Source organism: Pseudomonas sp. NCCP-436 (assembly GCF_019656335.1).
Classification (GTDB): domain Bacteria; phylum Pseudomonadota; class Gammaproteobacteria; order Pseudomonadales; family Pseudomonadaceae; genus Aquipseudomonas.
In genome coordinates this window covers 117,441-130,203 of the sequence record NZ_BPLZ01000004.1, presented here as the reverse complement: position 1 = coordinate 130,203, position 12,763 = coordinate 117,441, and the positions used below count along the sequence as shown (strand labels likewise).

Genomic DNA, 12,763 nt, shown 5'->3' with positions numbered 1-12,763 from the left:
CCGGCAGATCAATCTCTTATGGCGTGTTGTTGAAAGTCCTTGTTAATTCTGGGGCGTGGCCTGTGTCACACAGCCAAGCATCGACTTTTATCGCTTGCTTGTTATAGTTGCTCGATTATTAATCACCATTAATTACAGCACTGCCGCGTTGCGGCCGAGGATGTCTGCCATGTCCGATTATCAAGCCTTCAGCGTCGAACTGGCGGAAAAGATCGCCCATGTGCAGATCAACCGTCCGGAAAAGGTCAACGCGATGAACGCCGATTTTTGGCGTGAAATCGTCGACATCTTTCAGTGGGCAAGCGAGAACGATACGGTTCGTGTTGTGGTGCTTTCCGGCGCGGGAAGGCACTTTTCCTCGGGGATCGACCTGATGCTGCTGGCCTCTGTCGGTGCACAGCTGGGCAAGGACGTGGGGCGCAATGCCGAAGCGCTGCGACGCAAGATTCTTGAATTGCAGGAGTCGTTCAACGCCGTCGACAATTGCCGCAAGCCTGTGCTGGCAGCGATCCAGGGATACTGCCTGGGCGGTGCCATCGACCTGATCAGTGCATGCGACATGCGCTACAGCACCAGTGATGCGCAGTTCGCCATCAAGGAAATCGACATGGGCATGGCGGCCGATGTCGGCACTCTGCAACGTCTGCCGCGCATCATCGGTGACGGCATGATGCGCGAACTGGCATTCACGGGACGCACTATTGATGGCAATGAGGCGGCCCGTCTAGGTCTGGTCAACCGTACCTACGAGAGCCAGGAGGCACTGCTCGAAGGCGTCATGGCCATTGCCCGGGAGATTGCTTCGAAGTCTCCGCTGGCGGTGCGTGGTACCAAGGCGATGATCCGCTATATGCGTGATCATCGCGTCGACGATGGTCTTGATTATGTGGCTACCTGGAATGCCGCTATGCTGCAGTCAGAGGATTTGCGGCTGGCCATGACGGCGCACATGAGTAAGCAGAAGCCGGAGTTCGCCGACTGATGTGGTATCGAGCAGGAGGCGAGGCGGTCGATGCAGGAATGCCCGTTGTCTGGCGACAGCGGATGACAATGTCGCATACGTCCGGTGGATGCGGGGCCGCAAAGGGATTGGCGGCGGCTAGGTTGCTCGCCAGGGGGCTGTGCCCCGTTGTCTGCTGCGGGTCGCGAGGTGCATAGAGCATGGTAAGTGGAGCTACATCGCTAAGCCTGGTGCGCGACGAGCTGTTCGTCACCATGGAAGAGGCCGAGCAAAGTCTGGAACATTTCATTGCCGAGCGTCATAACGGCAGCCTGTTGCAACAGGCAGTGGAAAGTCTGCAGCAGGTGCGCGGCACGCTGAGTCTGATAGAGCTGACCGGCGCTGAACTTTTGGCTCAGGAGGTGTTGGAACTGGCTACCGACATTCCTGCAGGCGCCGGTGAGGAGCGGGACGTACAGCTGGCGGCGCTGAGCAATGCGCTGCACGTGTTGCGCCGTTACCTGGAGAACGTCGATTCCCATCGTCAGGAAATCCCCGAGCTGCTGTTGCCGGCTATCAACGAGCTGCGGCAGGCCGCTGCCCAGCAGCCACTGCCGGAGAGCTTCTTTTTCAGTGTACGTCTAGACCAGGCGCGCCCCCGCACTGCTTCCCAAGCACTCGATGGTGCAGCAAGGCTGATGGAAGGCAAGCGTTTGCGCCACATGTACCAGGTGGGGCTGCTGGGTTTCATTCGCGAGCAGAACCTGCAGGCCAGCCTGAAACTGATGGTGCGGGCGATGTCTCGTCTGGACAGCCTGTTCGCCAACGAGCCTCGTGGGCGTATGTGCTGGATCGGCGCGGCGGCCATGGAGGCCCAGTGCGACGGTCAGTTGCTGCCGCGCAAATCGCGCAAGCAACTGTTCTCACGGGTTGATCGTGAACTCAAGCTGATGCTGGCCAACCCTGCCTATGAGGTGCCACGAAGCCTGCTCAAGGAACTTTTATACCTGGTTGCACTGGCCGACACTCATGGCCCGCACGCTACTGCCGTACGTGAGGTTTTCGGCCTGACACCGATGCCTTTCACCGATCATCTGCTGGAAGAGGAATACCAGCGACTGGCAGGCCCCGGGCAGGGGGTGATGCGTTCGTTGTCGACTGCCATTCGTGAGGAGCTGGCCAGCGCCAAGGATATGCTCGATCTGCTTGAGCGTGGCACTCTGCAGGGCGAAGCATTGACCGGCCTGCACGCCCTGTTGGGCAAGCTGGCCAAGACACTGGGCATGGTTGGTTTGAATTCGGCGGGGAATTCGCTCAGCGCGCAGTTGCCGCAAGTCGCTGCCTGGAGTGAAGGCGAGACGGCCAGTCCCGAGCAGTTGCACAGGCTGGCCGATGCCGTGCTCTATGTCGAAGGGATGGTCGCTAGCCTTGAAAGCGGCGACGGTCGTGACAGTCGACCGGTAGCCGTCGAGCCGGGTAACGAGGCCGACTCTTTTGCTGGGCACCAGCTCAGCGAGGCCCGGATCGTCGTGGTCGACGAGGCCCGGGCAGGCCTGGCACTGGCCAAGCGCGCCATTACCTCCTATCTGGAGTCGAACGGCGACAAGATGCACCTGAGCAATGTGCCCTTCAGTCTGCAGGCCGTGCGTGGTGGATTGTGGTTCCTTGAACAGCGTCGGGCCGCTGCCCTGGTCGGCGCTTGTGCCGATTACATCCAGACACGCATGCTCGATGCTGACCCGATGCCGTCGGAACAGATGCTGGAAACCCTGGCCGATGCGCTCAGCAGTCTGGAGTACTACCTGGAGGGCGGTGCCGTGTTGCGGCCGGAGACACGTCCCAGCGTGCTTGACCTGGCTGAGGAAAGCGTCCGGGCTCTGGGTATGCAGGTTGCGGCCTGATGCGCTGGCGTAACGTTTTTCTCGATCCTGCCCAGCCAGGTGGCTGGGTGCTGCTGTACAGCCAGCAGCACTTTCTGTGTGACAGCAATGGCGTGCTGTTTCCTCGTGAGTGGATCCAGCGCCAGGATCTGCCTGTGCGCGGTGAGCAGGGTATTGGCTACCTGGGCGAAGATCCGGTCTACCTGTTGTTGCTGGATCACTCGGCCTGTCTCGACGGATGCAGCTGGCAGAGCCTGCGTCAATTCATGCTGACTGGCGAGGCGGAAATTTTCCGTATGCTCAGCTATGCCGCACAGATCGGTACCTGGTTTACCGAGCACCGTTTTTGCGGCAGCTGCGGTGCGCCGACCCGGCAGATGCCGGGCGAGCGAGCCATGCGCTGCGACAGTTGCAACTGGCAGCATTACCCACGCCTGGCACCGAGCATGATTGTGCTGGTCACCCGTGATGACGAGATCCTGCTGGCCCGTTCACCGCGCTTTGTCACCGGCGTCTACAGCACCCTGGCCGGTTTTGTCGAGCCTGGCGAGTCGGTCGAGCATTGCGTAGCGCGCGAAGTTCGCGAGGAGGTCGGCATCGAGGTGCAGGATCTGCAATACGTCGGCAGTCAAGGCTGGCCCTTCCCGCATTCGCTGATGCTGGGTTTCCATGCGCGTTATGCCGGCGGCGATATCGTCATGCAGGAGGACGAGATCGAGGATGCTCGCTGGTTCCGCATCGATACGCTGCCGCCACTGCCGGCGCAGCGTTCCATTGCTCGCTACCTGATCGATCTTTATGTGGCGCAGCGTCTAGGGCTGCCGAAGCCGCAACTTCACGCCTGATGCGGCTACTGGCCAAACCAGTGCTGCCACACCAGTCGTACGGTGAGAGCCAGAACCACCAGGATAAAAACCGGACGAATGAACGTTGAGCCGCCACGGATGGCCGTGCGAGCTCCGAGGAAGGCACCGGTCATCAGGGCTGCGCCCATGCTCAGACCCAGTATCCAGGCCACCTGTCCGAAAGCGATGAAAACCACCAGTGCCGCCGCATTGCTGACGAAGTTCATACTGCGTGCCACGCCGCTGGCACGCAGTAGGTCCAGAGGGTATAGCAGCAGGCTGCTAACGGTCCAGAAGGCTCCGGTACCGGGGCCGGCCACGCCATCGTAGAACCCCAGGCCCAGTCCCTGAGGCCATTGCCGGCCTTGAGCGATTGGACGGTTCTGCTCCCCGGTCGCTTCTGGCGTGCGCCCGAACAATAGGTACAGAGCACAGGCGAACACAACCAGTGGCAGCATCTGGTTGAGCCAAGTTGCCGGCATCCAGTGGGCAACCAGCGCTCCTGCCAGTGCTCCGATCAGGGTCGCCAGCAGTGCGCCACGCCATTGCCTGGGGTCGAACAGGCGGCGACGGAAAAAGGTCAGTGCCGCTGTGCCTGAGCCGAAGGTGGCGCAGAGTTTGTTGGTACCCAGTACCAAATGAGGTGGAAGACCTGCGGTGAGCAGGGCAGGTAGGGTCAGTAGGCCGCCTCCGCCGGCGATTGCGTCTATGAAGCCGGCAAGAAAAGCAACCAGTGCCAGGATGGCCAGAGTGCCGGGGTCGATGGCAAGTTCGAGGGCGAAGGGCATGGGCAAAGTGTCGAGTTGTGGGCAAGTGCGCAGGCAGGCGCTGTTCGGCGCGAGGAGAGCTGAGCATAATGCCGGGATTTCGTCAGAGAAGGAACGCAATCGATGCAATACGACGGGTTAGCCTGGGCGCTGGCACTGCTGGGCGTGCTGACGCTGCTGGTGGCCTTGCGCATTCTGCTCAATGCGAGCTGGTTTCTCGGCTGGCTGCGAGGTACCTGTGGTTTGGCCTTCCTTGCCCTGGCCGGACTGGTGGGACTGGTGGCCTACGACCTGTATGGCTACAAGGCGATCGAGCCGGGTAGGCCGCTGGTAACCCTGAGCTTCAAAGCCGAAGGCCAGCAGCGTTACCAGGTGACTCTACTGGAAGGTGGGCATGAGCGCACGGTAACCCTGGAAGGCGATATGTGGCAGCTTGATGCTCGGCTGATTCGCTGGAAGGGTCTGGCCGAGTTGATCGGGCTGGAACCGGGCTACCGTCTGGGGCGACTGTCAGGCCGCTTTCTAGCCATTGAGCAGCAGGCATTGGCTCGGCATGCTCGTGTTCAACTGGCGGAAAGTCTTTACGGGGTCGATTTGTGGCGTTGGCTGCGGCTGAACCAGCGCGATTTGCTGATGTTCGACCCGCAGGCGTTGCGAGTGGCTTACCTGCCGATTGCCGCCGATGCCGTTTACAGGGTCAATCTGACCCCTACCGGCCTACTGGCTGAGCCGATGAACGCGGCCGCCGAGACGGCACTCAAGGACTGGTAAAGGGGTAAACCGGCAGGTGAGCCGGGCACTGTCGGTGCACCCGGCCTGTCCGGTTCAGGCGAGGAAGCCGCCATCCACGTTTAAGGCCACGCCGGTGGTGTAGCTGGAGGCTTCGCTGGCCAGGTAGAGCACGGCTCCGGCCATCTCGCTCGGCTCGGCCACGCGTCTGAGCGGAATGCGCTGCAGGGCGTGCTTGAGGATTGCGTCGTTCTTGGTCAGCGCCGAGGCGAACTTGGTGTCGGTCAAGCCCGGCAGCAGGGCGTTGCAGCGGATGCCGAACTGCGCGCATTCCTTGGCGAAGACCTTGGTCATGCTGATCACCGCGGCCTTGGTCACCGAGTAGATGCCCTGGAACTCGCCCGGGGAGACGCCATTGATCGAGGCGACGTTGATGATCGAGCCGCCGCCGTTTTCCTTCATCAGCTTGCCGCCTTCGATCGACATGAAGTAGTAGCCGCGAATGTTCACGTCCACAGTCTTCTGGAAAGCGCCCAGGTCGGTGTCCAGCACGTTGCAGAACTGCGGGTTGGTGGCGGCGTTGTTGACCAGGATGTCGAGGCGGCCGAACTGCTCGTGGATCTGCGCGAAGACGCTGGTGATCTGCTCCATTTCCCCGATATGGCAGGCCATGGCGGTGGCCTTTCCACCGTCAGCCAGGATGGCATCGGCCACTGCCTGACAGCCATCAATCTTGCGGCTGGAAACGATCACATGAGCACCTTGCTGGGCCAGGAGTCGGGCGATGGCCTCGCCGATACCGCGACTGGCGCCGGAGACGAAGGCAATCTTGCCGTCGAGGTCGAACAGTTGAGTCTTGGACATTGTGGTTACCCCGGGGTTAGAGAGTGGATTTGCTGATGACTTGCAGGCTCATCTGCTCCAGTAGCTTGTTCATGTGAATGAACTGAGAGAAACGCTTGTCCTGGGTCTGACCATGATGAAAACGGTAGTAAATTTGCTGGACGATGCCGGCTAGCCGGAACAGGCCGTAGGTGTAGTAGAAATCGAAGTTCCGAATATCAATGCCGGCTCGTTCGGCGTAGTAGTCGACGAACTGCTGACGTGTGAGCATGCCAGGTGCGTTGCTCGGTTGACGGCGCATCAACTGCACTGGAGGTGGATCGCCAGCCTCGATCCAGTAGGCCAGGGTATTGCCCAGATCCATCAGTGGATCGCCGATGGTGGTCATCTCCCAGTCGAGCACGCCAATGATCTGCATCGGGTTGTTTGGATCAAGGATCACATTGTCGAAACGGTAGTCGTTATGCACCAGGCCCGGTTTGGGATGATCGGCCGGCATCTTGTCACGCAGCCAGTCCTTGATCGTTTCCCAGGTCGGGGCGTTGTCGGTCATGGCTTTTTCATAGCGATCACTCCAGCCCTCAATCTGGCGTCGAACATAACCTTCGGGCTTGCCCAGGCTCGCCAGGCCGCAGGCGGCGTAGTCGACGCTGTGCAGTTCCACCAGCTTGTCGATGAAGCTCCTGCACAGAGCGTTGGTCTGTTCAGGACTGAAGTTCAGCCCGGTGGGAATATCCGAGCGCAGGATTATGCCGCGCACGCGTTCCATGACGTAAAACTCTGCGCCAATCACCGATTTGTCGGTGCAATGCAGGTAGGCTCGGGGGCAGTAGGGGAAGCCGGCATTGAGCTGATTGAGGATGCGGTATTCGCGGCCCATGTCATGGGCTGATTTGGCCTTGTGGCCGAACGGCGGGCGTCGCAACACGAACTCCTGTTGCGGGTACTCGACCAGGTAGGTGAGGTTGGAGGCACCGCCTGGAAACTGACTGATTTTCGCGTTGCCACTCAATCCGGGGATATTGGCCTTGAGGTAGGCGTCTATGATCTTGACGTCGAGTTCCTCTCCACTGCGGATGCTGGTGGATGGGTCAATAAGCGCCATACTTATCCCTTCTGTTTATGATGAATGGCCCAGATAATTGGCTAATCTAATGCTGCTCTCTGCCCCCCCACAAGCGATGCCGTGGTGTTATAGGCAGGCGTGTTGCCTGTCGATCAAGCGGCCTGATTCAATGGTTGCTACGAGGATGAGGGACTGCTGGGGGCAATGCCTTGCATAAAAAAACCGGAGTGCGCGGACTCCGGTTTTCTCTTGCAGGCGGCTGTTGTTCCGATTAGACCGGGAACAGCTCGCCCAGCTTCATGGCCAGCATCATGTCGCCCTCGGCGCGCAGCTTGCCGCCCATGAAGGCCTGCATGCCATCGGTTTCACCACTAACGATGCCCTTGAGGGTTTCGCTGTCCATGATCAGAGTTACGTTGGCATTGGGGTTGTCACCCTGCTCGATGGCGCAAGTGCCGTCCTTGACGATCAGGGCATAGTTGTCGCCGTCTTCGATATTGAACTGGAACACCAGATCCAGGCCCGCAGCGGCGCTGGCGTTGAACTTGGATTGCATGGTTTGGACGATGTCAGCAACGCTCATGGTCTTATCCTTTTTTCGGTTTTTTCGCGCAGCCTTGCGGCTGCAGTGGGCTGGAACTCATCGGTAAGTTACGAGTTCCGGCATCTTCAGCAGCTGTAAATGCGCATAGCTGTTGAAGGAAGCCAGGTTGACCTCGCGACCACGAAACTTCAGTAGGCTGAGCGAGGTGTTGACGATCTGCCAGTTCAGTTCGAAGGCTTTTTCCGCCGGTACGCCGGTTATCAGGCATAGCAGGACGGTAATAGTGCCTCCGGAAGTGAAGACGGCAATGTTCTGTCGGCTGTCGGCCTGCTCAAGCAGGCGCTGCAGGCCACCTTCGACCTGCTCGATGAAAGTCTGCCAGCTCTGCAGGCCGGGCTTGTCATATTCGGCAGATATCCAGCGGTGGATCATTCGGGCGAAAAGCCGCTGGAACTCGGCGCGGTTTTGCGCAGCGTTGCGCAGGATGTGCAGGGCCTCGGGCTCTTCGGGCAGCAGATCCGGTAGCAGGGTACGAATCACCGCATCGGCATCGAATTCATTGAAGGCTTCGTCGGTTTCCAGTTCGGGGGGCCGACTCATGTGCTGCAGCGCTGCTTCGGCTGTATGGCGTTGACGACGCAGACTGCCACTGACGCAACGGTCAAAGACGATGCCTAGATCGTTGAGATGGCTGCCCAGCGCCTCGGCCTGACGCACTCCGATGGGCGACAGGACATCGTAGTCTTCGGCGCCGAAGGAGGCCTGGCCATGTCGTATCAGGTAGATGCTGCCCACGTCCGTCTTGATCCCGGCACGCTTCAAGTTGTCTCGAGGTTATGAGGAAGCAGGGAGACTGTCAACGAAAAAACATACGCTTGTTTGAATTGCTTGTATGAAGTTGCATCATGACTGTTTTTTCTGCTGCCATGCCACTCTGAGCGATAAGGGGCTGCTCCAGTCGGATACAGTTCAAGGGGCTTGCCGCCGAGCTTGGCCGTCAGTTGGCTGCGTCGGTATGCTTGGGCTTTCGCGCACAGGCGCGGCAGCTTTGCCTAAAGGGGGTTCCGTGGAGTTTCTTAGCGAGTACGCCGGCTTTCTGGCCAAGACCCTGACCTTGGTGGTCGCCATCATTGTGGTGCTGGTGGCTATTGCAGCCATCCGTGGCAGGGGGAGGCGTGGCAGCGGCCAGTTACAGGTGCGCAAGCTCAATGATTTCTATCGGGATCTGCGCGAGCGGCTGGAACACAGCATTTTGCCGAAGGAGCAATTCAAGGCGACCCGCAAGGCCGAAGCCAAGGCAGCGAAGCAGGAGAAGAAGGCATCAGCAGGCAAGTCGCGGGTGTATGTGCTGGATTTTGACGGGGACATCAAGGCCTCGGCCACCGACAACCTGCGCCATGAGGTCACCGCGCTGCTGAGCATGGCGCGTCCCGAGGACGAAGTGGTTCTGCGCCTGGAAAGCGGTGGCGGTATGGTGCACAGCTACGGTCTGGCGTCTTCGCAACTGGTGCGTATCCGCGAGGCTGGAATTCCACTGACGGTATGCGTGGACAAGGTCGCCGCCAGCGGCGGCTACATGATGGCCTGCATTGGCCAGAAGATTCTCTCGGCACCTTTTGCCATTCTCGGTTCAATCGGTGTGGTGGCGCAGTTGCCCAACGTGCACCGGCTGCTGAAAAAGCACGATATCGATTTCGAAGTGCTCACCGCCGGGGAATACAAGCGAACCCTGACTGTCTTTGGTGAGAACACCGAAAGGGGACGGGAGAAGTTCCAGCAGGATCTGGAAACCACCCATGCGTTGTTCAAGGACTTTGTGGCTCGCTACCGTCCGCAGCTGGACATCGATGCCATTGCCACTGGTGAGGTCTGGCTTGGCATGGCCGCACAGGAGCAGCGACTGGTGGACGAGATCAAGACCAGTGACCAGTATCTGGCCGAGCGAGCGGCCGAGGCAGAGCTGTTTCACCTGCACTTTGCGCAGAAGAAGAGTCTGCAGGAGCGTGTCGGGCTGGCGGCCAGCATGGCACTGGATCGTTTCGTTCTGACCTGGCTGAGCCGTCTCAACCAGCAGCGCTTCTGGTAGCTCGGCTACCGGGCACGTGCAGCCGCAACCATTACGAGAGGAGAGGGTAATGACTGAATTCAAGGCCTTGCTGGTTAGTGAAGATGCCGATGGCGGTTTTCACCAGGAAGTGGTCGGTCGGCATCTTGAGCAGTTGCCGGCCGGTGACCTGCTGGTTCGCGTGCACTATTCCTCGCTGAACTACAAGGATGCCTTGTCGGCCAGCGGCAATCGCGGGGTGACCCGCAATTACCCGCATACTCCGGGCATCGATGCTGCCGGTGTGGTCGAGGCGTCCAGCGTGGCCGAGTTCGCGGTAGGTGACGAGGTTATCGTCACCGGCTACGACCTGGGTATGAATACCGCTGGTGGCTTCGGCCAGTACATCCGGGTTCCATCGAGCTGGGCCATTAAGCGTCCGCGTGGTCTGTCGCTGCGCGAGTCAATGATGCTCGGTACCGCTGGACTGACTGCGGCACTGTGTGTCGACAAGCTGGAGCAGGCCGGAGCTACCCCCGAGGCTGGAACAGTTCTGGTGACCGGAGCGACTGGCGGCGTCGGCTGCATTGCCGTGATGTTGCTCAAGCGTCTGGGCTATCGTGTTGCCGCCGCTACCGGCAAAAGCGAGCAGGAGGATTTTCTGCGCGGGCTGGGAGCCGACGAGATTGTGTCGCGCGAGGCTTTGCAGCATGGAAGAGAGCGCCCGCTGCTCAAGGAGCAGTGGGCGGCGGCAGTCGACACCGTGGGCGGCGAGATCCTGTTCAATGTGATCAAGTCGCTGCAGCGCGGTGGTAGTGTGGCCTGTTGCGGGCTGACTGCCGGCGTGGGGTTTCAGGCCAGTGTCCTGCCGTTCATCCTGCGAGGGGTGAATCTGCTGGGTGTGGACTCGGTGGAACTGCCGCTGGTGGTCAAGGCCTCGATGTGGGACAAGCTGTCATTGCAGTGGAAGCTCGACCTTTCTGTGTTGTGCCAGGAAATTGGCCTGGCGGAGTTGCCGGGAGCCATCGAACGGATACTGGCCGGCGGCATGGTCGGTCGTATCCTGGTGCGGCTCGACTGAGCGCTGAACGAGGCCCGTCGATGACGGGCCTCTGCATTTTCAGGCCTGGCTGACGTACATGGTGATTTCCGCGCGGAACACCGGCTTGTCGCCGACGTAGGCCATCACCGGCACCTTGATGTCGCCGGTCTTACTCCAATCCACCTGGCTGCCGTCGGCCACTGTACGGATGTCGCCATTGGCCTTGGCCAGGTATTCCACCGTCATGCCCTTTGGAATCCAGCGACAACCGGCAGGAATGGAGGCGTCGGTCATGCTGCCGGCGGCAAGCTCGGCAGCATTGCACAAGGCAATGGCGTGCACCGTACCGATATGGTTGAGCACTTCGCGGCGTTTGGCGAAGCTGACCTCGGCATAGCCGGGGCGCAGCTCGACCATCTGCGGAGCGATACTGGCGAAGTAGGGGGCGACCTGGCCGATCATCGCGCTGAACTGGGCAGCACCGGCCTGCTGGAACATCTGCAACATCTGACTCATGACTCTCTCCTGCGTGTTTGCGATTGAAGATGAGCGCGCGCCGAGGCAGTATACGAGCGTTAGAAAATTATTCTAGAAAAATATTCTATTCATGAGGAGCGGCATGGCCCGTCCATCGCGTAAAGACGAGATCCTGCAGGCTGCCTTGGCCTGCTTCACCGAGCACGGCGTCGATGTCACCACCATCGAGATGATTCGCGACCGTTCTGGTGCGAGCATCGGCAGTCTGTACCACCACTTCGGTAACAAGGAGCGGATCATTGCCGCGCTGTATCTGGCCGGCACTGCCCAATACGCCGACCTGTTGCAGCGCGGGTTTGCCGAGGCAGCCAGCGCCGAAGCCTGCGTCAAGCTGCTGGTGACCAGCTACATCGATTGGGTGGTGGCCAATCCGGATTGGGCGCGTTTCATCCTGCACAGCCGCAGTCGGGTCGAGGCGGGAGAAATGGGCGGTGCCCTGCGCGAAGCCAATCGCCAGCATTTCGCGCAGATTCTCACGGCGCTCGCCGAGTACCGCCTACAGGGACTGTTCAAGGCGCTACCAGATGACTGCTTCGCCTCGGTGGTAATCGGTCCGACGCATGATCTGGCGCGCAACTGGCTGGCCGGCCGCACCCAGAGCGAGCTGGGCGAGTGCCGTGATCTGCTGGCGCAGATCGCCTGGGACAGCGTGAAGAGCAGCGGCTAGTCGAAGCGATAGATATCCATACCCAGCGCGCCATAGGTGAACCCTGTGTGCGCGACGCTGAAGGTGCCGCCGGCGCCGCGGGCGAAGAACAGCGGCAGTAGGTGCTCGTCACTCGGGTGGTTGCGTACGGCGTTTGGCGCCAAGTGGCGGTAATCGTGCAGCGCCTGTTCGTCATTGGATGCGAGTTTTTCCACTATCCAGTCGCGAAATGCCTGAGCCCAGGGCGTGATGACTTCCGGGCCTGCGCGCCAGTTCAGCTCGCCCAGGTTGTGGGTGATGCTACCGGAGCCGATAAGCAATATGCCTTGCTCACGCAGGCTGCTCAGTGCGCGCCCCACACGGGTCTGCAGCTCGGGGCCGAGGCGACTGGGTAGTGAAATCTGAAGTACGGGAATGTCGGCTTGCGGATACATCAGCGACAACGGAACCCAGGCGCCATGATCGAATGGGCGCTGGGCATCGAGCTCTGTCGGTAGACCCGCGTCATTCAATTGCTCTGCGATCTCCTTGGCCAGCGCTGGTGCGCCGGGAGCGGGATACTGCACGGCGTACAACGGGGCTGGGAAGCCGCCGAAGTCATGCCAGGTCTGCGGTTGCTCACCTGCCGTGACTAGCAAACGCTGGCTTTCCCAGTGTGCCGACACCACCACGATAGCCTTGGGCCTGGGCAGTTCGGCGGCCAGTTTGGCCAAAGCTGGGCCGCTGGCGCCCGGCTCCAGAGCCAGCATGGGCGAACCGTGGGATATGAACAGTGAGGGCAGCATGGCGAACAGCTCCTGAAGTAGGATGACGCCATCTTCGTCGCTGGATCTATCGACTTCCAGCATAAATAGTTGAGCATTCCTATCGAATTTGTGGA

Annotated in this window: 14 protein-coding genes; 7 read left to right on the top strand and 7 right to left on the bottom strand. The window is 60.2% G+C overall.

Features of this window, described 5'->3' with window-relative positions:
* Positions 1 to 169 precede the first annotated feature (169 nt).
* The 3 genes from NCCP436_RS06465 to nudC all read left to right on the top strand — a co-directional run bounded on the left by NCCP436_RS06465 (position 170) and on the right by nudC (position 3,665).
* Positions 170 to 982, top strand: coding sequence for a crotonase/enoyl-CoA hydratase family protein (locus NCCP436_RS06465; protein ID WP_220803131.1), 813 nt, complete (start codon positions 170 to 172; stop codon positions 980 to 982).
* Positions 983 to 1,161: 179 nt separating this feature from the next.
* A complete protein-coding gene (locus NCCP436_RS06460; RefSeq protein WP_220803129.1) occupies positions 1,162 to 2,841 on the top strand; it encodes a ferrous iron transporter B in 1,680 nt (559 codons plus the stop codon).
* Positions 2,841 to 3,665: an NAD(+) diphosphatase gene (gene nudC / locus NCCP436_RS06455; RefSeq protein WP_220803127.1), complete on the top strand. Its 825-nt coding sequence runs from the start codon at positions 2,841 to 2,843 to the stop codon at positions 3,663 to 3,665. The genes NCCP436_RS06460 and nudC overlap by 1 nt, the downstream gene beginning before the upstream one ends.
* A 5-nt stretch (positions 3,666 to 3,670) precedes the next feature.
* On the opposite strand, the gene NCCP436_RS06450 is transcribed toward nudC, so the two are convergent.
* Entirely contained in the window at positions 3,671 to 4,453 is a 783-nt protein-coding gene (locus NCCP436_RS06450) for a TSUP family transporter (protein WP_220803125.1), read from the bottom strand.
* A gap of 102 nt (positions 4,454 to 4,555) precedes the next feature.
* Here NCCP436_RS06450 and NCCP436_RS06445 point away from each other — a divergent pair, with 102 nt between their 5' ends.
* Entirely contained in the window at positions 4,556 to 5,203 is a 648-nt protein-coding gene (locus NCCP436_RS06445) for a hypothetical protein (protein WP_220803123.1), read from the top strand.
* A gap of 54 nt (positions 5,204 to 5,257) precedes the next feature.
* On the opposite strand, the gene NCCP436_RS06440 is transcribed toward NCCP436_RS06445, so the two are convergent.
* The 4 genes from NCCP436_RS06440 to NCCP436_RS06425 all read right to left on the bottom strand — a co-directional run bounded on the left by NCCP436_RS06440 (position 5,258) and on the right by NCCP436_RS06425 (position 8,409).
* Positions 5,258 to 6,025, bottom strand: a complete 768-nt coding sequence (locus NCCP436_RS06440; protein ID WP_220803121.1) for an SDR family oxidoreductase — start codon at positions 6,023 to 6,025, stop codon at positions 5,258 to 5,260.
* A gap of 16 nt (positions 6,026 to 6,041) precedes the next feature.
* Positions 6,042 to 7,109: a phosphotransferase family protein gene (locus NCCP436_RS06435; protein WP_220803119.1), complete on the bottom strand. Its 1,068-nt coding sequence runs from the start codon at positions 7,107 to 7,109 to the stop codon at positions 6,042 to 6,044.
* Between the two features lie 232 nt (positions 7,110 to 7,341).
* Positions 7,342 to 7,653: an SCP2 sterol-binding domain-containing protein gene (locus tag NCCP436_RS06430; RefSeq protein ID WP_220803118.1), complete on the bottom strand. Its 312-nt coding sequence runs from the start codon at positions 7,651 to 7,653 to the stop codon at positions 7,342 to 7,344.
* 57 nt (positions 7,654 to 7,710) lie between these two features.
* The gene (locus tag NCCP436_RS06425; protein ID WP_220803306.1) at positions 7,711 to 8,409 is read right to left on the bottom strand and encodes a histidine phosphatase family protein; all 699 of its coding nucleotides are present in this window, start codon (positions 8,407 to 8,409) and stop codon (positions 7,711 to 7,713) included.
* Positions 8,410 to 8,680: 271 nt separating this feature from the next.
* Between NCCP436_RS06425 and sohB the strand changes: the two genes are divergently transcribed.
* Together sohB and NCCP436_RS06415 are read left to right on the top strand one after the other, a co-directional pair.
* Positions 8,681 to 9,700, top strand: a complete 1,020-nt coding sequence (gene sohB / locus NCCP436_RS06420; RefSeq protein WP_220803116.1) for a protease SohB — start codon at positions 8,681 to 8,683, stop codon at positions 9,698 to 9,700.
* Positions 9,701 to 9,749: 49 nt separating this feature from the next.
* The gene (locus tag NCCP436_RS06415; RefSeq protein ID WP_220803114.1) at positions 9,750 to 10,739 is read left to right on the top strand and encodes a YhdH/YhfP family quinone oxidoreductase; all 990 of its coding nucleotides are present in this window, start codon (positions 9,750 to 9,752) and stop codon (positions 10,737 to 10,739) included.
* Between the two features lie 39 nt (positions 10,740 to 10,778).
* On the opposite strand, the gene NCCP436_RS06410 is transcribed toward NCCP436_RS06415, so the two are convergent.
* Positions 10,779 to 11,216, bottom strand: a complete 438-nt coding sequence (locus NCCP436_RS06410) for a hotdog fold domain-containing protein (protein WP_220803112.1) — start codon at positions 11,214 to 11,216, stop codon at positions 10,779 to 10,781.
* Positions 11,217 to 11,319: 103 nt separating this feature from the next.
* Between NCCP436_RS06410 and NCCP436_RS06405 the strand changes: the two genes are divergently transcribed.
* A complete protein-coding gene (locus NCCP436_RS06405; protein ID WP_220803111.1) occupies positions 11,320 to 11,904 on the top strand; it encodes a TetR/AcrR family transcriptional regulator in 585 nt (194 codons plus the stop codon).
* Here the strand turns inward: NCCP436_RS06405 and NCCP436_RS06400 are convergent.
* Entirely contained in the window at positions 11,901 to 12,668 is a 768-nt protein-coding gene (locus tag NCCP436_RS06400; protein ID WP_220803305.1) for a class III extradiol ring-cleavage dioxygenase, read from the bottom strand. The genes NCCP436_RS06405 and NCCP436_RS06400 overlap by 4 nt on opposite strands.
* Positions 12,669 to 12,763: the final 95 nt, after the last annotated feature.

What these genes read in the sequence shown, in the direction of transcription:
- NCCP436_RS06465 (WP_220803131.1), top strand. Translation starts at nt 170, where the DNA reads ATGTCCGATTATCAAGCCTTCAGCGTCGAACTGGCGGAAAAGATCGCC.
- NCCP436_RS06460 (WP_220803129.1), top strand. Translation starts at nt 1,162, where the DNA reads ATGGTAAGTGGAGCTACATCGCTAAGCCTGGTGCGCGACGAGCTGTTC.
- nudC (WP_220803127.1), top strand. Translation starts at nt 2,841, where the DNA reads ATGCGCTGGCGTAACGTTTTTCTCGATCCTGCCCAGCCAGGTGGCTGG.
- NCCP436_RS06450 (WP_220803125.1), bottom strand. Translation starts at nt 4,453, where the DNA reads ATGCCCTTCGCCCTCGAACTTGCCATCGACCCCGGCACTCTGGCCATC.
- NCCP436_RS06445 (WP_220803123.1), top strand. Translation starts at nt 4,556, where the DNA reads ATGCAATACGACGGGTTAGCCTGGGCGCTGGCACTGCTGGGCGTGCTG.
- NCCP436_RS06440 (WP_220803121.1), bottom strand. Translation starts at nt 6,025, where the DNA reads ATGTCCAAGACTCAACTGTTCGACCTCGACGGCAAGATTGCCTTCGTC.
- NCCP436_RS06435 (WP_220803119.1), bottom strand. Translation starts at nt 7,109, where the DNA reads ATGGCGCTTATTGACCCATCCACCAGCATCCGCAGTGGAGAGGAACTC.
- NCCP436_RS06430 (WP_220803118.1), bottom strand. Translation starts at nt 7,653, where the DNA reads ATGAGCGTTGCTGACATCGTCCAAACCATGCAATCCAAGTTCAACGCC.
- NCCP436_RS06415 (WP_220803114.1), top strand. Translation starts at nt 9,750, where the DNA reads ATGACTGAATTCAAGGCCTTGCTGGTTAGTGAAGATGCCGATGGCGGT.
- NCCP436_RS06410 (WP_220803112.1), bottom strand. Translation starts at nt 11,216, where the DNA reads ATGAGTCAGATGTTGCAGATGTTCCAGCAGGCCGGTGCTGCCCAGTTC.
- NCCP436_RS06405 (WP_220803111.1), top strand. Translation starts at nt 11,320, where the DNA reads ATGGCCCGTCCATCGCGTAAAGACGAGATCCTGCAGGCTGCCTTGGCC.
- NCCP436_RS06400 (WP_220803305.1), bottom strand. Translation starts at nt 12,668, where the DNA reads ATGCTGCCCTCACTGTTCATATCCCACGGTTCGCCCATGCTGGCTCTG.